The sequence below is a fragment of the Agrobacterium sp. DE0009 genome (assembly GCF_007680755.1).
Taxonomy (GTDB): Bacteria; Pseudomonadota; Alphaproteobacteria; order Rhizobiales; family Rhizobiaceae; genus Agrobacterium; species Agrobacterium tumefaciens_B.
The window spans coordinates 604,168-623,159 of the sequence record NZ_VEIU01000001.1 but is presented as its reverse complement, the minus strand read 5'-3'; the positions used below and the strand labels follow the sequence as shown (position 1 = coordinate 623,159).

The 18,992-nt window shown below is 59.4% G+C and carries 17 protein-coding genes; 9 read left to right on the top strand and 8 right to left on the bottom strand.

All coding sequences use genetic code 11. The annotated features are described in order from the left end of the window. From accC to FS804_RS03125, 4 genes are all read right to left on the bottom strand, one after another. Positions 1 to 1,347, bottom strand: coding sequence for an acetyl-CoA carboxylase biotin carboxylase subunit (gene accC / locus FS804_RS03140; protein WP_144574626.1), 1,347 nt, complete (start codon positions 1,345 to 1,347; stop codon positions 1 to 3). Positions 1,348 to 1,359: 12 nt separating this feature from the next. Continuing rightward, positions 1,360 to 1,848 (bottom strand): acetyl-CoA carboxylase biotin carboxyl carrier protein, encoded by a 489-nt coding sequence (accB, locus tag FS804_RS03135; protein WP_063951154.1) that lies wholly within the window; start codon positions 1,846 to 1,848, stop codon positions 1,360 to 1,362. 25 nt (positions 1,849 to 1,873) lie between these two features. Beyond that, entirely contained in the window at positions 1,874 to 2,311 is a 438-nt protein-coding gene (gene aroQ / locus FS804_RS03130) for a type II 3-dehydroquinate dehydratase (protein ID WP_144574624.1), read from the bottom strand. 126 nt (positions 2,312 to 2,437) lie between these two features. After that, entirely contained in the window at positions 2,438 to 3,205 is a 768-nt protein-coding gene (locus tag FS804_RS03125) for a DsbA family protein (protein ID WP_144574621.1), read from the bottom strand. Between the two features lie 173 nt (positions 3,206 to 3,378). Here FS804_RS03125 and FS804_RS03120 point away from each other — a divergent pair, with 173 nt between their 5' ends. After that, entirely contained in the window at positions 3,379 to 4,536 is a 1,158-nt protein-coding gene (locus FS804_RS03120; RefSeq protein ID WP_063951387.1) for a pyridoxal phosphate-dependent aminotransferase, read from the top strand. Between the two features lie 27 nt (positions 4,537 to 4,563). On the opposite strand, the gene FS804_RS03115 is transcribed toward FS804_RS03120, so the two are convergent. Continuing rightward, positions 4,564 to 5,247, bottom strand: coding sequence for a helix-turn-helix transcriptional regulator (locus tag FS804_RS03115; RefSeq protein WP_063951151.1), 684 nt, complete (start codon positions 5,245 to 5,247; stop codon positions 4,564 to 4,566). A gap of 74 nt (positions 5,248 to 5,321) precedes the next feature. Between FS804_RS03115 and FS804_RS03110 the strand changes: the two genes are divergently transcribed. The 3 genes from FS804_RS03110 to FS804_RS03100 all read left to right on the top strand — a co-directional run bounded on the left by FS804_RS03110 (position 5,322) and on the right by FS804_RS03100 (position 6,836). Beyond that, complete coding sequence (locus tag FS804_RS03110) at positions 5,322 to 5,648, top strand: NIPSNAP family protein (protein ID WP_063951150.1); 327 nt, start codon at positions 5,322 to 5,324, stop codon at positions 5,646 to 5,648. Beyond that, positions 5,645 to 6,004, top strand: coding sequence for an antibiotic biosynthesis monooxygenase (locus FS804_RS03105; RefSeq protein WP_144574619.1), 360 nt, complete (start codon positions 5,645 to 5,647; stop codon positions 6,002 to 6,004). The genes FS804_RS03110 and FS804_RS03105 overlap by 4 nt, the downstream gene beginning before the upstream one ends. A 127-nt stretch (positions 6,005 to 6,131) precedes the next feature. Beyond that, positions 6,132 to 6,836: an SDR family oxidoreductase gene (locus FS804_RS03100; protein WP_144574617.1), complete on the top strand. Its 705-nt coding sequence runs from the start codon at positions 6,132 to 6,134 to the stop codon at positions 6,834 to 6,836. Positions 6,837 to 7,028: 192 nt separating this feature from the next. On the opposite strand, the gene FS804_RS03095 is transcribed toward FS804_RS03100, so the two are convergent. Continuing rightward, positions 7,029 to 9,923, bottom strand: a complete 2,895-nt coding sequence (locus tag FS804_RS03095; protein ID WP_144574614.1) for a ribonuclease E/G — start codon at positions 9,921 to 9,923, stop codon at positions 7,029 to 7,031. Between the two features lie 645 nt (positions 9,924 to 10,568). Between FS804_RS03095 and FS804_RS03085 the strand changes: the two genes are divergently transcribed. The 4 genes from FS804_RS03085 to FS804_RS03070 all read left to right on the top strand — a co-directional run bounded on the left by FS804_RS03085 (position 10,569) and on the right by FS804_RS03070 (position 16,377). After that, positions 10,569 to 11,828 (top strand): N-acetylmuramoyl-L-alanine amidase, encoded by a 1,260-nt coding sequence (locus tag FS804_RS03085; RefSeq protein WP_144574611.1) that lies wholly within the window; start codon positions 10,569 to 10,571, stop codon positions 11,826 to 11,828. 325 nt (positions 11,829 to 12,153) lie between these two features. Beyond that, positions 12,154 to 14,601, top strand: coding sequence for a penicillin-binding protein 1A (locus tag FS804_RS03080; protein ID WP_144574608.1), 2,448 nt, complete (start codon positions 12,154 to 12,156; stop codon positions 14,599 to 14,601). A 99-nt stretch (positions 14,602 to 14,700) separates the two neighbouring features. Continuing rightward, positions 14,701 to 15,832 (top strand): peptide chain release factor 2 gene (gene prfB, locus FS804_RS03075; RefSeq protein ID WP_172801652.1). Its coding sequence is split into 2 segments (ribosomal slippage): positions 14,701 to 14,769 and positions 14,771 to 15,832, totalling 1,131 coding nucleotides; the frame shifts between segments, so codons are not numbered across the junction. 74 nt (positions 15,833 to 15,906) lie between these two features. Further along, positions 15,907 to 16,377 (top strand): cysteine hydrolase family protein, encoded by a 471-nt coding sequence (locus FS804_RS03070; RefSeq protein ID WP_144574602.1) that lies wholly within the window; start codon positions 15,907 to 15,909, stop codon positions 16,375 to 16,377. A 25-nt stretch (positions 16,378 to 16,402) separates the two neighbouring features. On the opposite strand, the gene FS804_RS03065 is transcribed toward FS804_RS03070, so the two are convergent. Next, a complete protein-coding gene (locus tag FS804_RS03065; RefSeq protein ID WP_144574599.1) occupies positions 16,403 to 16,903 on the bottom strand; it encodes a hypothetical protein in 501 nt (166 codons plus the stop codon). A gap of 19 nt (positions 16,904 to 16,922) precedes the next feature. Beyond that, positions 16,923 to 17,696, bottom strand: a complete 774-nt coding sequence (locus tag FS804_RS03060) for an NAD kinase (protein ID WP_144574596.1) — start codon at positions 17,694 to 17,696, stop codon at positions 16,923 to 16,925. A gap of 302 nt (positions 17,697 to 17,998) precedes the next feature. On the opposite strand from FS804_RS03060, the gene FS804_RS03055 reads away from it, so the two are divergent. Further along, positions 17,999 to 18,916, top strand: coding sequence for a PhzF family phenazine biosynthesis protein (locus tag FS804_RS03055; RefSeq protein WP_144574593.1), 918 nt, complete (start codon positions 17,999 to 18,001; stop codon positions 18,914 to 18,916). Positions 18,917 to 18,992: the final 76 nt, after the last annotated feature.

Genomic DNA, 18,992 nt, shown 5'->3' with positions numbered 1-18,992 from the left:
TTAGTGAGACGCGTCACCGGCCAGATATTTTTCCAGCCAGTGAATATCATAATCACCCTTCAGGATATCCTCGTTCTGGAGAAGATCCTGGAAAAGCGGCAGCGTGGTCTTGATGCCGTCGACGACGAACTCGTCGAGCGCCCGACGCAGACGGCGAATGCACTCGTCACGGTCGCGGCCGTGAACGATGAGCTTACCGATCATGCTGTCGTAATAGGGCGGAATCTTGTAGCCCTGATAGGCGCCCGAATCGACGCGCACACCAAGGCCGCCCGGCGTGTGGAAATAGGTCAGCGTGCCCGGAGAGGGAACGAAGGTGCGCGGGTCTTCGGCATTGATACGGCATTCGATGGCGTGGCCATGGAATTCGATATCCGCCTGCGTCACCGACAACCCCTGGCCAGAAGCGACCCTGATCTGTTCCTGCACGAGATCCATGCCGGTAATCGCTTCCGTCACCGGATGCTCCACCTGCAGACGCGTGTTCATTTCGATGAAGTAGAACTCGCCGTTTTCATACAGGAACTCGATGGTGCCGGCGCCGCGATATTTCAGCTTGCGCATGGCGCTCGCGCAAATCTCGCCGATCTTCATGCGCTGTTCGACCGTCAGAGCCGGAGAGTTGGCTTCTTCCAGCACCTTCTGGTGACGGCGCTGCAACGAGCAATCGCGCTCGCCGAGGTGAATGGCGTTGCCTTCACCGTCACCGAAAACCTGCACCTCGATATGGCGCGGCTTGCCGAGGTATTTTTCCATATAGACGGCGTCGTTGCCGAATGCTGCTGCCGCTTCGGAACGGGCAGTCGCAACGGCCTCTTCCAGATCGGCCTCGGTCTTCGCCACCTTCATGCCGCGACCGCCGCCGCCCGCCGTCGCCTTGATGAGAACAGGGAAGCCGATCATGCGCGCGATTTCCAGCGCGTTTTCAGGCTTCACTTCGCCATCGGAACCGGGAACCACGGGAATGCCGAGTTCCTGCGCCGTCTGCTTGGCGGTGATCTTGTCGCCCATGATGCGGATATGTTCGGCGGTCGGTCCAATGAAGGTGATACCGTGCGCGTCGAGAATATCGGCGAACTTGGCGTTTTCCGACAGGAAGCCGTAACCGGGGTGAACCGCGTCCGCACCTGTTATTTCGCAGGCCGCAACGATCTGGTGGATGTTGAGGTAGCTGTCACGCGAAGGCGGCGGGCCGATGCAGACGCTCTCGTCGGCAAGGCGCACATGCATGGCATCCGCGTCGGCCGTGGAGTGTACGGCCACCGTAGGAATGCCAAGCTCCTTGGCGGCGCGCAGAACGCGCAGCGCAATCTCGCCGCGGTTGGCTATGAGGATCTTCGAAACCATGCTGAACCGCCTTTATTCGATGACCACGAGGGCTTCGCCATACTCCACGGGCTGAGCGTCGTTGACGATGATTTCCACGACCTTGCCGGACTTCGGGGCCGGGATCTGGTTCATGGTCTTCATGGCCTCAACGATGAGGATCGTCTGGCCTTCCTTCACAGTCGCACCCACTTCGATGAAGGGGCGGGCGCCGGGGGCGGGCGAGAGATAAACCGTGCCAACCATGGGCGAAGACACGGTGTTGGCCGGGTTGCGTGCCGGTGCTGCGGCGGCTGCCGGCGCAGCAGGGGCCGCGACTGCCGGTGCGGCAGGGGCTGCTGCCGGAGCGGGGGCGTAAGCGGGCGGTGCTGCGGCATAGACCGTCGCTGGGGGAGCGGCGCGGGAAACGCGGATGCGCAGGTCGTCCTGCTCCACTTCGATTTCCGAAAGGTCGGTATCGTTGAGGATATTCGCGAGTTCGCGGATCAGTTCCTTGTCGATACCCTGTTTCTTTTCAGACATGACAAACCCTATTCTTTGTTTCTTTTTATGCCGTGATGTTCTTCAGCGCATGAAGCGCCATGACGTATCCATATGGTCCGAAACCGCAGATCATGCCCTTGGCTGCGGGCGAGATCATCGATTTGTGACGGAATTCTTCCCGTGCATGGATGTTGGAGATATGCACCTCCACGACCGGAGCAGGAATTGCGCGGATGGCATCGTGCAACGCGATCGAGGTGTGGCTGTAAGCGCCGGGATTGATCACAACGCCCGCTGCCCGTTCGCCCGCCTCGTGCAGCCAGTCCACAAGCACACCTTCGTGGTTGGACTGGCGAAACTCCACCGAAAAGCCGAGTTCGGCACCGGCCTTCACACAATCGTTTTCTATGTCTTTCAGCGTTTTGCCACCGTAAATACCCGGTTCCCGTTTTCCCAGCAGATTGAGATTGGGGCCGTTGATGACGATGATGATGTTGCTCATTCGCGTTTCCATAAGAAAATCAGCGACACCTATAGACTGCGCAGCCTTTAAGGAAAAGCCCCTGCAAGCCTTAAAGCGCAGGGGGTGCTCCGTATCTCACAGGCAATGAACGCGGTTTAGTCTGAATCAGGAGCAGGTGGCTTTTCCGCAGCTGCGCATATTGGCAATTTTTTCCTTGAGCGGGTCCGCACCGACAGCGCCGAAGACAGCCTCGTCGCCAACGATGTAGGAGGGCGTTCCAGTAATGCCGAGGTTGTTTGCCAGCTTGTAGGTTTCCTGCACCTGCGCATCATTGGGGTTTTCCGCCATGGACTTGCGGATATCGGCTTCCTTCAGGCCAAGCGAAGTCGCGACTTCCATCGCGCTGTCCTCATTGGCGCGTCCACGACCGCCAAGCAGCGTGCGCTGGAATTCCGGATATTTTGCCGGCGCAAGCAGCTTCACGGCGTTCGACACGCGATGGGCAGCGACGGATTCCGGCCCGAGGATCGGAAATTCCTTCAGCACGACGCGTATTTTTTTGTCGCTCTTCAGGATGTTGTCCATGTCGCCCATGGCGCGTTTGCAGTAGCCGCAATTATAATCGAAGAACTCAACGAGTGTGACGTTGCCATCGGGATTGCCGAGCGCGAGGTCGTATTTCGATTCGAAGATCGCCTTTTTGTTCTCGGCAACGGCTTCCGCAGCCTTGGCGTTGCGCGACGCATATTGCTTGCGTTCAAGCGCGTCCTGAACCTCCAGCATGATTTCAGGGTTCTCGATCAGATACTGCTTGATGAACTCGCCCATTTCCTTCTTCTGCTGCTCATCGAGCGCATGGGCGGGCAGGGAGGCGAATACCGTTGAAAGGGCCGTCACGCTGGCAAGAAGGGTGGAACGGAGAAAATGCGCCATATCGGTCCTCATTCTATGCGGCCGGAGCCTCTTGGAATCTTATGAAGGCAATTACCTTACTTTAAGCCAAATGCCATACGGCAAAAATACTTGTCCGCATTATGGTCTCACGATTGTGAAGATTGTGATTCTGCTGCAAGTCTGCGAAATACGGTTCAGGAAAGAGCATGCCCTTGATTACGATATCGAAGCGGAGCGCAGTCGAACCCTTTCACGCCATGGATATTCTGGCGGAAGCGAACAGGCGCAGGCAGGCGGGACGTCCCGTCATCTCCATGGCGGTCGGCCAGCCGTCCCATCCGGCACCGAAAGCGTCGCTGGCAGCAGCGCAAGACGCGCTGAAACACGGGCGGATCGGTTACACCGACGCGCTCGGCCTGCGCGAGCTGCGTGAAGCGATTGCCGGCCACTACCGTCTGCGCCATCAGGTCGCGATCGATCCGGCGCGCATTGCCGTGACGACAGGCTCATCAGCCGCCTTCAACCTTGCCTTCCTCAGTTTGTTCGACGCTGGCGACTACGTCGCCATCGCAAGGCCTGGTTATCCCGCCTATCGCAATATTCTGAAAGCGCTCGGCCTTAACGTGGTGGAAGTTCCGGTCACGGCAGAAACCGGCTACACGCTGACACCCGCAAGCCTCGAACGGGCGGAAACCCGGGCGGGCTGCAAACTGAAGGGCGTGCTTCTGGCAAGCCCGGCGAACCCGACCGGCACGGTCACCGGACGCGAAGCGTTGAAGCGGCTCGCCAGCTATTGCGACAGCCGCGACATGGCCTTCATTTCAGACGAAATATATCACGGCCTGACCTTTGTCGGAGAAGAGACAAGCGCGGTGGAGATCACCGACAAAGCCGTCATCATCAACTCCTTCTCCAAATATTATTGCATGACCGGCTGGCGCATCGGCTGGATGGTGCTGCCGGAGAATCTGGTTCGCCCTGTCGAATGTCTTGCCCAGAGCCTTTATATTTCGGCACCGGAACTTTCTCAGCTCGCGGCATGTGCCGCCTTTTCGGCCGCGGAGGAGCTTGATGTCTACAGGGAAAGCTATCGCACGAACCGCGATTTCCTGATGGCGCGGCTGCCGGAAATAGGCCTGCCGCTGGCGTCCCCGATGGATGGCGCGTTTTACGCCTATGTCGATACAAGCCGCTTTTCCAATGACAGCATGGATTTTGCCAAGCGCATGCTGGCGGAAATCGACGTGGCTGCGACACCGGGTATGGATTTCGATCCCGAAGAGGGCCACAGGGCGCTACGCATTTCCTATGCGGGTTCGGTATCTGACATTGCAGAGGCGGTGGGACGGATCGCCGGCTGGTTGAAATAAACCCGCAACACCCGCCTCCTCACGCCATCAGGCGGGCGTGCAGCCGAAGGTGCTGACAAAGGCCTTTTCGCCTTCTGCGGTGAAGGTCAGTACGCGACCGTTTCCGCGCCGCAGCCAGTCGCGCTGCTGCATGGCGTCGAGGAGAGAGGCACCCAGCCCGCCGCCGAGATGATGGCGGCGCTCGCTCCAATCAAGGCAATGCAGGCACACTGGCCGGCGTGCCTTTTCGAGTGGCGAAAAATCGATGCCGAAGCTGGAGAAGAAGTCACGCCCTTCGTCCGTCAGGGCCGGGTCATCACTTGAGGTTACCAATCCTCTGGCGGTAATGGCCGCAAGCAGGGCCACGCCGCTTTCCCCGGCCAGATGATCGTAGCAGATGCGCGCTTCCCGCAGCGCCTTGTCCTTCGGTCCGGTGCGGACGCGAACCGCGCCTGTGCGCTGCGCAAGCCCCATCAAGGCTTCCAGCACCTGCGCCACATCTTCGTCAGAGAGACGGAAATAGCGATGACGCCCCTGTTTTTCCGCCTTCAGCAATTGCGCATCTGAGAGCTTGGAAAGGTGCCCGCTGGCGGTTTGCAGCGTCACGCCGGCGGCTTCTGCAAGTTCACTCGCCGTCAGCGCGCGTCCATCCATCAGTGCCGTCAGGATGTTGGCACGGGCGGGGTCGCCTATAAGCGCAGCGACATTGGCGATAAGAGGTCCGTCTTTCATGCTTCGATGGTAGCCGAAGCATTGACGTGTCGCAACAGGGTAAACAGGTGGCGTATAACATCAGGAGAGAAATGATGCTGACGTGTTTCATTCGTTACGAGATCGACCCCTTCAAGGTCGATGCCTTCGACCTCTATGCCCGCAACTGGGGCGAGGCGATCCCGCGTTGCGGGGCCGATCTCATCGGTTATTTTGCGCCAAAGGAAGGATCGAGCACGATTGCCTATGGCGTCTACAATATTGAAAGCCTTGCCGCCTACGAAGCCTACAGGGCGCGGCTTGCTGCTGATCCCGTCGGGCGGGAGAATTACGAGTTCGCGCGCCGGGAACGGTTCATCCGACGCGAGGATCGCCTGTTTCTGCGCCTTGCCTCTGGCCCGCACGGCGGAGGCGGACAATGATCGCCTTCATCTTTGAGGTCTGGCCGGCCGACGGCGAAAAGCAGCACTATTTGGATATAGCAGCAGGCCTGCGCGCCGAGCTAGAAGACATCGATGGCTTCGTGTCAGTCGAACGATTTCAGAGCATCAGTAATCCCGAAAAGATGCTCTCCCTTTCATTTTTTCGGGACGAAACAGCGGTGATGGCCTGGCGCAACCGGCCTTCACACCGCCGGGCGCAGGTGCTCGGACGGTCCGGCACCTTTTCTGATTACCGGCTTCGTATCGCCCATGTGATCCGCGATTATGGTCTGGCGGAGCGACAGGAAGCGCCTGTCGACAGCCGCAAGGCCCATCTGGTGGGGAGTGCGGACTAGGGTTGGCCTTGCACGCATCAGTTTTTCTGCATGCCGCTGCAAGCCATTCTGGTTCGAACTCCTCGTTGAAACCCGTTATAGATGAGCCATGTGGTGCGGGGCACCCCGATCAAACGAGGAGATAGCAATGTCGACAGAAAAAGTGGCTATTGTAACGGCAGGCGGCAGCGGCATGGGTGCTGCCGTGGCGAAACGTCTGGCCGCGGATGGTTACAGGCTTGCGATCCTGTCCTCCTCCGGCAAGGGGGAGGCGCTGGCGAAGGAGCTGGGCGGTATCGGTGTCACAGGCTCCAACCAGTCCAATGACGATCTCCAGCGGCTGACGGATCAGACGCTCGAGAAATTCGGCCGCATCGACGTACTGGTCAATAGTGCAGGGCACGGTCCGAGGGCCGCTATTCTCGACATCACCGACGAGCAATGGCACACCGGTCTCGACGTCTATCTGATGAACGTCATTCGCCCGACGCGGATAATCGCGCCCGTCATGGTGAAGCAGAAGGCGGGCGCGATCGTCAACATCTCGACGGCATGGGCATTCGAACCGAGCAGCATGTTCCCGACCTCCGCCGTCTTCCGCGCGGGCCTCGCTTCCTACACCAAGATCTTTGCCGATACCTATGCGGCCGACAATGTCCGCATGAACAATGTTCTGCCGGGATGGATCGACAGTTTGCCGGCAACGGAGGAGCGCCGCGAATCTGTGCCGATGCAGCGCTACGGCAAGAGCGAGGAAATCGCTGCCACGGTGGCATTTCTCGCATCCGGAGGAGCAGGGTATATTACCGGCCAGAATATCCGGGTTGACGGAGGGCTGACGCGCTCGGTTTAAGCGGCGCAGGCGCGCGTCCGCGAAATTCCGGCTCAAGCCCGGAGTGGCGGAAGAGATGGGCTCTTCTCATCCGCTTGCCGCCTCGTTCCAGGCTGGAAAGCATAGGAGCAGCGGCAACATCACACTCCGCTACCCGCAAAGCAAAACGCCCGCAACGATGTTGCGGGCGTCGTTTATGGAGTTTTTCTTCGCTTAGAAGAAGCCTTTGCGCTGCCACCAGCCGCCCTTGCGCGGCTTCGGCTCATCGCCCTCTGGCGCGGACGACGTGACGACGGGTTCGGAGCTCGAGACATTGTTGCCCCGGTTCGCGCGAACCTTCTCTTCACTTACCGGCGCTTCCGCTTCCGGTGCAACGTCGGCAGAGGCTTCGCCTGCTTCTTCGACGGCGACATCAACGACAGTCGTCTCAACGACCACCGGCTCTACCGTTTCGACAGCTTCGGCCTGGGGCGCTTCTTCGGTTTCCGTCTTGGCCTTGGCCTTGCGGGTGCGGCGCGGCTTTTTCGGCGCGGTCTCGTCAGCAACGACGGCTACATCAGCAACCGTGCCTTCCACGACCTCGGCAGCAGCCGGCTCTTCAGCGACGGCAGCCGCAGTAGCGACCTCTTCGCCTTCAGCTTCATCATCGGCAGACTCAATTCCGTCAAGAGCCTCGTCCTCGGCACGGTTGCGGCGGCCACCCCGCTTGCCGCGACGGCGGCGCTTGCGCTTGCCGTCCTCATCGGAGCCTGCTGCTTCCGCCGTACCGTTCTCGGCATCAGCGCCGGTGTCATCCGCTTCGATACCGTCATCGTCACCCTCGGCATCATCGCCGTCCGCATCACCGGACTGGGCATCGACAGTGCCGTTCTGGTCACCCTGGCCACCCTTGCCACGACGGCGGCGACGACGCTTGCGCTTGCGCTTGCCTTCCTCGCCATTGTCGCCCTGCGGCTGCTGGCGCGGTTGGGCGCTTTCTGACTTGACGATTTCTTCCTCGTCTTCGTCTTCTTCCACTTCAGCGACGAAATCGTCTTCTTCCTCGACGAAGTTCGGCAGCATCTGAATGAGGCTTTCGATCTTCACGGGATTTTCGACGGCATCACCGCGATCGATCGCGAAATGCTGGGCGCCGACGCCGGAGTCGGCGGCAATGATGATCGACACGCCGAAGCGGCCTTCATAATCGACGATCGTGCCACGCTTGTGGTTGAGCAGGTAGAGCGCCGTTTCCGGCGTGCACCGCACGGTGATATTGTGGGTGGTGTTGCGCAGCAGATATTCCTCGACGCCGCGCAGCACATGCAGGGCGATGGAGGATTCCGAGCGAACGTGGCCCGTGCCGCCGCAATGCTGGCAGACCTGCGTGGTCGATTCCAGCACCGAAGCGCGGATGCGCTGGCGAGACATTTCCAGAAGGCCGAAATGCGAGATGCGGCCGACCTGAATACGGGCCCGGTCGTTCTTCAGGCAATCCTTGAGCTTCTTCTCGACAGCGCGATTGTTGCGCTTTTCTTCCATGTCGATGAAGTCGATGACGACAAGACCGGCAAGGTCGCGCAGACGCAGCTGGCGCGCCACTTCTTCTGCCGCTTCCAGGTTGGTCGTCAGCGCGGTTTCTTCGATGGAGTGCTCGCGGGTCGAACGGCCTGAGTTGACGTCGATCGAAACCAGAGCTTCGGTCTGGTTGATGATGAGGTAACCACCGGACTTCAGCGTCACCTGGGGCTGCAGCATGCGGTCGAGCTGCGCTTCGATGCCGGAGCGCGAGAAGATCGGGTGAATGTCGCGATAAGGCTGAACCACCTTGGCATGGCTAGGCATCAGCATCTTCATGAAGTCTTTTGCTTCACGATAGCCTTCTTCGCCGGAAACGATGATCTCGCTGATATCCTTGTTGTAAAGGTCGCGGATCGAACGCTTTATCAGCGAGCCTTCCTCGTAAACGAGGCAGGGAGCGGTGGAATTCAGCGTCAGCGTGCGGACGTTTTCCCACAGACGCATCAGATATTCGAAGTCGCGCTTGATTTCGACACGGGTGCGGTTGGCACCGGCGGTGCGCAGAATGACGCCCATGCCCTGCGGCACTTCCAGATCGCGCGCGATTTCCTTGAGGCGCTTGCGGTCTGTCGGCTGGGTGATCTTGCGGGAAATACCGCCGCCCCGCGCCGTATTCGGCATCAGCACGGAGTAACGGCCAGCCAGCGACAGATAGGTGGTGAGTGCGGCACCCTTGTTGCCGCGTTCTTCCTTGGCGACCTGTACCAGAAGGATCTGGCGGCGCTTGATGACTTCCTGGATGCGATATTGTTTGCGCGGCTTACGGGCAACCCGATCCGGAACCTCTTCCATGGCGTCTTCGGCGCCGACGGATTCGATGACTTCCTTTTCGTGATGATCGTCATCATCGTCGTCATCATCGTCATTGCCGCGGCGAAGGCCTTCGACTTCCTCGGAAATCGTATCGGCATCAACCATGGCGGCCATGTCGCCGCCGGTGCTGCCGTCGTCTTCGGATGACGCTTCAGATGCATCAACCGCTGCAGCCTCTTCTTCGGCGGTCTTCTTCTTGGCGCGGGGGCGGCGGACGCGCTTCTTCGGCTTTTCTTCCTCGGCGGGCGCTTCTTCGGCGACAACCTCGACGGCTGCTTCTTCAGAAACCGTTTCCGCAACCGGGGCTGCTTCTTCGGCTGCCACGGTTTCGGCCACTTCGGGCGCCGAAACGATGCCGACGTCGGGCTGGTCCACCTGCGAAAGGTCGATCATGGGGGCGGCTGGCTCGGGAGCGTCGGCGGATTCGAAATCGTCGCTGCGGCGATGATCCTCGGCTTCTGCTTTCAGCAGTGCCTGTCGGTCAGCGAGCGGGATCTGGTAATAATCCGGGTGGATTTCCGCAAAAGCGAGAAAGCCGTGGCGATTTCCACCGTAGTCCACGAAAGCCGCCTGAAGCGAGGGCTCAACGCGGGTGACCTTGGCAAGATAGATATTGCCGCGGATTTGTTTTTTGTGCTCCGATTCAAAATCGAATTCTTCGATCCGGTTCCCACGGACAACGACTACGCGTGTCTCCTCTTCGTGGGAGGCGTCGATAAGCATTTTGTCTGCCATGTAAGCTGTGCTCCTCGGCGCAGCCTTGTTTTATACGAGAACAGGCCCGCCACACGGACGAGCCTTTCATATGAGTGCAAGGATGTGCCGGAAATGAAGTCTCCACCCGGGCCTCTGTAAACTGGCAGCATCCGGACCGACGGCGAGGCGCTTGGCCTGCTCCTGGTATCCGGTTCATGTGAAAACTGCTGCGACATCATTGGCCAGGCGGAACGACAATAATATATAGACCCCTTGGGGTCCGATGAATTTGCTCTCCTCAGAGCGGCGGTGGCAGTGCCACCGGGTAGGTCTCCGGCCACGGCCGGAATTGATCGAGTTTCAGGATAAATGTAACGACGGCAGATGATTGCCCGATGTGCAGCGCCAGCGTCTTTTTCGATTGGCAGCCGGCGGGCATCTATCCCGTCAACACTTTTAACCCTCACATGCGTTGTATGTTTTCTCTGTCATAATAGCAATAGGCTGGCTAAATATGCCATATTGTTGGTGGAATTTCCGGGTTAACAATTGGTTCACCAACGCCTGCGATTGTGGGGCGCAAACGTGCAAACTATCGTACGGCGTGGTTGAAACGGCTCCGTTCGCGGCGTTTTTCATCGCTGTTTATCCAAAATGACTGAAATACGGAATTTCTCGAGGGCCATGAATTTTACGCGCAGCGCAGCGATATCAGGCGGGGCAGGGTGGCTTGGCGTGCGAATCGCGCGGGCTGCGGCTGTCCTGGCGCTTGGGGTCGCCGCCTCTTTTTCCCTTATCCCGGCAGCGCATGCGGTCGAGCCGCTCGTCGCCCATCAGGCGCGCATCATCGGCGACGAGGCTCGCACGCGTATCGTTCTCGATTTTGCGGAAGAGCCGGAGTTCGACGTTCATTACCTCGATTCGCCGGCACGAATCGTAGTCGACTTTCCGGCGGTCAATTTTAAATTTCCCGTCTCCGATCTCAAGCCAACGGGCCTTTTTTCCGATATCCGCTTTGGCACCATGGGCGAAAACAGCGCCCGCATCGTTCTGACGGCAAAAAAGCCGGTTCAGGTGGCGGTCGCAGAAACGAAGAAGGCAGATGACGGGCAGTCGTTCCGGTTTGTGCTGGACGCGGAAATCACCACCAGGGGCAAGTTCGCGGAACTGGTGAAAGACCAGCAATGGCGCGCGCCTGCGCCGGTGACGACATCGGCGATTACACCCGACGACAAAACCTCGCGTCCAGCGGACTTCGTCATCGCCGTCGATGCGGGCCACGGCGGCATCGATGCCGGCGCCACCGGTGGCACCACGGGTACCGAGGAAAAGGTCATTACCTTGACCTTTGCCAAGGAGCTTGCCGATCGTTTGAACCGGCAACCGGGCATCAAGGCCTTTCTCACGCGCGATTCCGATACCTTTCTCGCTCTGTCCGAACGGGTGACGATCGCCCGGCAGAACAATGCCAATCTCTTCATATCCCTGCATGCCGATACGCTGAAGCAGAAGGGCATCCGCGGCGCGACCGTCTATACATTGTCGGATCGTGCTTCTGACCGGCAGGCGCAGGAACTGGCGGAGCGCGAAAACAAGTCCGACCAGATTGCCGGTGTTGCCGCTTCCTCCGAACCGCCCGAGGTCGCCGACATTCTCCTCGACTTCACCCGCCGCGAGACCCAGGCCTTTTCGGTGACCCTTGCCGAAAACATCGTCTCATCCTTCGAGGGGCAGGTGGGTCTCATCAATAATCCGCATCGCTATGCCGGCTTCATGGTGCTACGCGCCCACGATGTGCCGTCGGTACTGCTGGAACTCGGTTTCCTCTCCAATCCGGAAGACGAAAAGCTGCTTCTCGATGACGCGTGGCGCAAAAAGGTTGCCGATACCTTGGCGACGGCCGTCGGGCGATACCGCGCAAAGGCCATGGCAAACGGTGGCTGACAGGCCGCCGACGGGCCAACCAAAAGTGTGGCTACGCCGCCAGAGACAGCCGAAAAGCTGTTCAATTCTTGACCCTTGGCAACGATTGCGACCGCTGAGCCCTATTTTACTCACATTCCCCGCGTTACTCGGGAAGCGGATTCGGTGGCAATCCGTAAGCTTCGATGCATGATTGCGGGCATTCGGCCCGGTAACATATCAGCGAATGCTGCCGTATCGGCTTGTCATCGAAGGTATGGTGTGCAAAACGGCACGCGATATGCAAGGATGCGCCCGTAAATCGTCGGGCGTTGATGGTTACGATTCGAATTATCGGTAGCTTGGTATGATCAGACTGATTGGATATTTTTTCGGCTTGGCCAGCGTGCTGTTTTTGTGCGCCGCCGTCGTCGGTGCGATTTATTTGCACGGCGTGACGAAGGACCTGCCGGATTACGCAGTTCTGAGCACCTATGAGCCGCCCGTAACAACCCGTGTACACGCCGGCAATGGTGAGCTTATGGCGGAATATGCGCATGAGAAGCGCCTGTTCCTGCCGATCCAGGCGATACCCGACCGCGTGAAGGCAGCCTTCCTGTCCGCTGAAGACAAGAATTTCTACAACCATCCGGGCGTCGATATCTGGGGCCTCGGTCGCGCCATCCTCGTCAATCTCCAGAATGTCGGCTCCGGCCGTCGTCCCGTCGGCGCATCGACGATCACCCAGCAGGTTGCGAAAAACTTTCTTCTGACCAACGACCAGACCATCGACCGCAAGCTCAAGGAAGCCATCCTCTCCTTCCGCATCGAGCAAACCTATTCAAAGGACAAGATCCTCGAGCTTTATCTCAACGAGATCTTTTTCGGCCTGAATTCCTACGGCATCGCCGGGGCGGCGCTGACCTATTTCAACAAATCCGTCACCGAACTGACGATTGCCGAGACGGCATATCTGGCGTCTCTGCCGAAGGGGCCGAACAATTACCATCCGATCCGCCGCGAGAAGGCTGCGCTCGAGCGTCGTGACTGGGTGATCGACCGCATGGCCGAGAATGGTTACATCACTGCCGATGACGCCGCAGACGCCAAGAAGCAGCCGCTCGGTGTCAATCTGCGTCGTGGTGGGGCACATATTTTCGCCTCCGATTATTTCGCAGAGGAAGTTCGCCGCCAGATCGTCGAGAAATATGGCGAGGAAGCGCTGCTTGAAGGCGGTCTTTCCGTCCGCACATCGTTCGATCCGCAAATCCAGCGCGAAGCCCGAAAGGCGCTTCAGGACGGGCTTGTACAGTATGACGAGCGTCGCGGTTTCCGTGGCCCTGTCGAAAAGATCGAAACAGCTGGTGACTGGACGGCGGCATTGGCGAAGGTCAAGGGTCTGCGCGACGTTCCCGAGTGGAAGGTGGCAGTGGTACTCGCTGTTGCTGCCGATGGCGTCGATATCGGCCTTCAGGCCGATCCCGACGCGGAAGATGGCGACAAGCGCACGCGCGGACATATCTCGGCAGAAAACATGCGCTGGGCATTCCGTGATGCAGCCGGCAAGCGCGCGACCGCCAAGTCGCCGGTTGGCGTGCTTTCCGTCGGCGACGTCGTCTATGCGCAGCCGCTCTCCGGCTCCGGCAATGAATATCGCCTGCGCCAGCCGCCGAAAGTGCAGGGCGGCATGGTAGTGATGGATCCGCATACGGGCCGTGTTCTGGCCATGGTCGGCGGATTCTCCTATGCGCAGTCAGAATTCAATCGCTCGACGCAGGCCATGCGTCAGCCCGGCTCCTCTTTCAAACCGTTCATCTACGCAGCCGCGCTCGACAATGGCTATACGCCGGCCTCGGTCATCCTCGACGCCCCGATCGAGGTCGTCTCCGGAAACCAGGTCTGGAAACCGCAGAATTACGGCGGCGGTTCGGCTGGCCCTTCGACCTTGCGTCTCGGTATCGAAAAGTCCCGTAACCTCATGACCGTGCGTCTGGCACAGGACATGGGTATGAACCTCGTGGCGGAATATGCCGAACGCTTCGGCATCTACGACAAGATGCCGCCGCTTCTGTCGATGTCCCTCGGTTCGGGTGAAACCACCGTCATGCGCATGGTCTCGGCCTATTCGGTTCTTGCCAATGGCGGCAAGCAGATCAAGCCGACGCTGATCGACCGCATCCAGGATCGCTACGGCAAGACGATTTTCCGGCACGAAGAGCGTGGATGCGAAGGCTGCAATGCGACGAGCTGGCAAAACCAGGACGAGCCCGTCATCGTCGATAATCGCGAGCAGGTCCTCGACCCGATGACCGCTTACCAGACAACCTCCATGCTGGAAGGCGTGGTGCAGCGCGGCACGGCAGCGGGCAAGATCAAGGTCGATCTGCCGGTTGCCGGCAAAACGGGCACCACCAACGATGAAAAGGACGCCTGGTTCGTCGGTTACACGCCGGACATGGTGGCCGGTCTCTATATCGGCTTTGATTCTCCCGCTCCCCTCGGTCGCGGCGGCACCGGTGGCTCGCTCTCGGCACCGATTTTCGGCGAGTTCATCGCCGATGCGGCCAAGCATCTGCAGCCATCGAAGTTCATCGTTCCCGATGGCATGAAGTTCATTGCCGTCAATCGCAAGACCGGTATGGCGGCAGTAGAGGGCGAACCTGACACCATCATGGAAGCATTCAAGCCCGGCACCGGCCCGGCCGACAGCTTCTCGGTGATCGGCGCGGAGAACTATATGTCGCAGGAAGACATCCTCAAGACGTCGCCGCAGGCGCAGCAGGCCATCACTGGCGGCGGCGGCGGGCTTTATTGAGCTGAAGTTCCGGGATCATCGGGGGGCGCGGGTCTTTACATCCGCGCCCCCCGCATTTATTTGAGCAACGAGTTTTAATGAAGGTGAAGAACCAGCGAAATGCGCAATGAAATCGTGAATGTCGTCGACGAAATCAAGCAGGCCATAAGCCTGCTGAGGAGGCATCTTTGACTGGGACCAGGCGATAAGACGACTGGACTGGTTGAATAACAAGGCAGAGGATCCGACCCTCTGGAACGATGCCGCAGAGGCCCAGAAGCTGATGCGTGAGCGCCAGCAGCTGGATGACAGCATCAATGGCGTCAAGGCGCTGGAGCAGCAGCTCCGGGATAACATCGAGCTGATCGAACTCGGCGAAATGGAAGGCGATGACGAAATCGTCAAGGAAGCCGAAGACGCCCTGAAGGCGCTGAAGAGCGAGGCGAACCGCCGTCAGGTGGAAGCCATGCTATCGGGCGAGGCCGACGGCAATGATACCTATCTCGAAGTGCACTCAGGCGCGGGCGGCACGGAAAGCCAGGATTGGGCGAACATGCTGCTGCGCATGTACACCCGCTGGGCGGATCGTGAAGGATTCAAGGTCGAGGTTCTGGAAGTTCACGATGGTGAAGAAGCCGGCATCAAGTCCGCGACGATCCTCGTCAAGGGTCATAATGCGTTTGGCTGGCTGAAGACGGAATCGGGAGTGCATCGTCTCGTCCGCATTTCTCCCTATGACAGCAATGCGCGCCGCCACACGTCGTTCTCTTCCGTGTGGGTCTACCCAGTCGTTGACGATTCGATCCAGATCGACATCAACGAAAGCGACTGCCGCATCGATACCTATCGTTCGTCAGGCGCGGGCGGCCAGCACGTCAACACCACGGACTCGGCCGTGCGCATCACGCATATTCCGACCGGTATCGCCGTTGCCTGCCAGCAGGAGCGTTCCCAGCACAAGAACCGCGCCAAGGCGTGGGACATGCTGCGCGCCCGCCTTTATGAGGTGGAGCTGCAGAAGCGGGAAGAGGCTGCGAATGCGCAGGCGGCATCCAAGACCGATATCGGCTGGGGCCACCAGATCCGTTCCTACGTTCTGCAGCCCTATCAGCTGGTCAAGGATCTGCGCACCGGCGTCGAAAGCACGGCCCCTGGCAACGTGCTCGACGGTGACCTGAACGAGTTCATGGAAGCCGCACTCGCCCACCGCATCAGCGGCGGCGCGGATGTCGAAGTCTCGGATATCGACTGAGACTGTTGCGGAACATGGAATGAAACATCGCCCCTCGCATCCCATTGCGAGGGGCTTTTCGTTGGAGAACAGGTGTGAAACACGCGCTCTACATCGTTGACGTCCAGCCAAGCTTTCATCCTCCGGCAGCCCTGGTGGCGGAGATTACAGCGCTAGCCGCGACCATGCCCAGCATCGCGACCGTCGAGCGTCATGATGAAAGCGTGACACCCTTCGAGCGTCAGCTCGGCTGGAAACCAGGTGCGGACGACCCGTCGCTTGTCCCCGCCGATCGCATCTTCATCAAACACGGCTATGGCCCGCCGCGGGACGTTATAGAGTACCTGCTGTCGCTGAAACTCGACAGGGTTCTCGTCTGCGGCATCCAGGCGGATACGTGCGTGCTCGCGGCCGGTTTCGCCCTTTTCGATGCGGGGTTGCACCCAACGCTTTTGCCGTGGCTAACGGTCGGCTCCAGCCTCGATCGCAGCGGCAAGCTTGGTGCGAGATTGTGGAAGCATCATTTTGGAGCGGTTCTCGCTGGGCCAGAGGCGCTGCGCGCATGAGCGTGTTCGGCCATATGTCCGAGGATCAGTTGGACGCTTTTTCCACCTTCATCTCACCTAGCTCGTCGATGAGAATCGTCCAGCTCTCTGCCTCCTTGGCCATCGGGTCCGTCTTCAGATAGACGGTGACGAAGAGGCCGGGCGAGGTGGGGGCACCGTTCGAGCTTTCCGGGCGGATATCCGTGACGTAGGACTTCATCTGATTGAACTCGTCGAGTTCGATGTTTTCGAGAAGCTTCGGGCCTTCGGCGGTGAAGACGATACGTTGAAGATAAACCTTTGCCGTCCCATCGGTCTGGCGGATGGCGATGACCTTGTAATAGCCGCGTGTGGGCGAGGCGGGTGGCGGGTGCAATTGCCCGTCGGGACCCTTTACCGGTTCGAGATTCCTGTCCTCCCACAGGCCGCTGCTGACGACGAATATGGCCGAAACGGGCAGCGTATCGATTGCCGCCGTCTGCGCTGATACCGGGAAGGCAGCCGAGGCAAGCAAGAGAGCAGCAAGGAGGTATGTCTTGGTGTGCATGGCAATCGTGGTCACTGGCTTAGTTATTGAACTGTTCGGCTAGAACCCGGTCAGACCATGAACGATCCGGATCAGACAGAATTCTTGCCGTCCTGTCCTGTGATTGTGCAATCCTGACATGACGAACGGATTTCACCTCCGTGTGGTCCGCAACCGCGTTCACAGGCCGTTTGTCGCGCTCCAGCACATGAATATCGACGGTTACCTTATTCGGTAATAGGGCGCCGCGCCAGCGCCGCGGTCGGAAAGCGCTGACCGGGGTGAGCGCCAGAAGCGGCGATTCCAGCGGCAGGATGGGGCCATGGGCGGAAAAATTATAGGCTGTCGACCCTGCCGGGGTTGCCACCATCATGCCGTCGCAGATCAACTCTTCCAGTCTCACCTTGCCGTCCACTTCAACGCGAAGTTTCGCAGCCTGATGCGACTGGCGAAACAGGCTTACCTCATTCATGGCAAGGGCGGTAAATTCGTCGCCATCGGCGTCCGTCGTCGTCATGCGCAGCGGGTGAAAATCATTGCCGCTTGCCACGGCGATACGCTCCAGCAGGCCGTCCACCCGATAGTCATTCATCAGGAAGCCGACGGAGCCGCGGTTCATGCCATAGACGCGCTTGCCGGAATTCATCGTCTCGTTGAGAATTTGCAGCATGAAGCCGTCGCCGCCGAGCGCAACGATAACCTCCGCCTCCTCAAACGGCGTGTCGCCGTAAACGGCCTTCAGCTCCGTCAGCGCCGACTGCGCGTCCTCGGCTGGGGAGGCGACGAAGGAGAGTGAGTAGGTAGAATGCGACATCCGCTTCCCTCGACAGCGGGACAGAACCCGAATGGTCTGCCAGACGCTGCAACCTCTTGAAGCGGCTGGAAACCCAAGAAACCTCAGAGCGAGGTGGAGATCTAGCCGCAAGATGCACCCTTGGTACATGAAGTCTGCTGCCTGCGACAAGGTCTTTCGCTGACGCAACCGTTCGCTGAGCGCCGTACGTGTAGCTCCGGTCCACAGCTTCTTGATTTCTGCCCTTCAACAAGGGTTGCGGTGCGGGGCCGGCTGATGCAGTTTGCGATGGCTAATGACATGGCGAGTGGCAGGAGACGGACGTGGCGCTGAAATACGATATCTACGATGTCTTTACCGAGACGAAGATGGCGGGAAACCCGCTCGCGGTGATGTATGACGCCGATGATCTTTCTCAGGCCACGATGCAGTCGATTGCCCGGGAAATGAACCTCTCCGAAACGGTTTTCATCAATCGCTCCACCAACCCGGCACATGCCGCGTCGCTGCGCATCTTCACGCCGTCAGGCGAGTTGCCCTTCGCCGGCCACCCGACCGTTGGTGCGGCCGTCGCCATCGTCGAGCGTAACCGCAGTAAGAGCGATGACGACATCGATATGGTTTGCGTGCTCGAGGAAAAAGTGGGTCCGGTGCGCTGCGCCGTGAAGATGCGCTCAGGCGCTATCAGCTTTGCGGAATTCGATCTGCCGCGCAAATCCTCCCGCGTTGATCTGCCGCTCGATCACGCAGCGCTTGCCGACGCCTTGGGCGTGAGCGAAGGGCATCTGGGCTTCGAGAACCACGTCCCATCGATCTGGACGGCAGGCGTGCCGTTCCTGCTGGTGCCGATGCACAATATCGCCGCGATCAGGGAGATGGATTTTGACGCCAATCTGTGGCTGCGCACAGCACCGCTGGTCGAAGGCCGGCTGACGGCCGCCTACATCTATTGTCGCGGCGGGGTCAATCATGCGGCAAAGTTCCACGCCCGCATGTTCTCCCCCGAAATGGGAATTGCCGAAGACCCGGCTACCGGCTCGGCCGCCGCCGCCCTCTCTGGCGCGATCCACCATTTCGATGGCCTGACGGATGGCCACTACCCACTGCTGATAGAGCAGGGCGTGGAGATGGAAAGACCATCCCACATCCATCTGCGCATGGACATCAAGGACAACGAAATCGCCCGGGCCCGCATCGGCGGTCACGCGATTCGTGTGGCGTCTGGCACGTTTGAGATTTAACGCCGCCATTCCCTGACATTAGGTTGTTGCAAACAACGAAGCATAGCGACGACAAATGAAAACCCCGGCCTTTCAA